The organism is Micromonospora sp. LOL_014, from assembly GCF_048060245.1.
Lineage (GTDB): Bacteria > Actinomycetota > Actinomycetes > Mycobacteriales > Micromonosporaceae > Micromonospora_E.
The window spans coordinates 1-457 of record NZ_JBHMIP010000113.1 but is presented as its reverse complement, the minus strand read 5'-3'; the positions used below and the strand labels follow the sequence as shown (position 1 = coordinate 457).

1 protein-coding gene is annotated in these 457 nt (G+C 69.8%); it reads right to left on the bottom strand.

The features are described from left to right. A partial coding sequence (locus ACFHW1_RS28865; RefSeq protein WP_416616748.1) for a RidA family protein occupies positions 1-395 on the bottom strand: 395 nt, incomplete at its 3' end. Between the last annotated feature and the right edge of the window lie 62 nt (positions 396-457).

Here is a 457-nt window from a genome sequence, read left to right as displayed (position 1 = left end):
GCGACGGCCTGGATCTCGATGAGCAGGTGCGGGTGGGGCAGTTGGTGGACGGCGACGGTGGTGCGGGTGGGTCCGGTGTGGTCGAAGTGTTCGGCCCAGACCTGGTTGTAGCCGCCGAAGTCGTTCATGTTGACCAGGTAGGTGGTGACCGAGACCAGGTCGGCGAGGCTGGCGCCGGCGGCGGCGAGCAGGTCGGCGATGTTGGCGATCACCGCACGGGTCTGTTCCCGGATGTCGAGTGTGGTGGTGCCGTATTCGTCCACGCTGGCCCCGGCGATGGTGTTGTCGGGGCGGCGGCTGGAGGTGCCGGAGACGAAGATGAATCCGCCGGCGACCTTGACGTGCGGGAACGCCCCGCGCGGGGTGGCCTTGCCCGCGACCAGATGCGCGGTCATCGCGTACCGCCGGTGGTGGTGAAGGCGGCGGTGCCGAGCCCTTGGACGGTGGCCCGCACGTG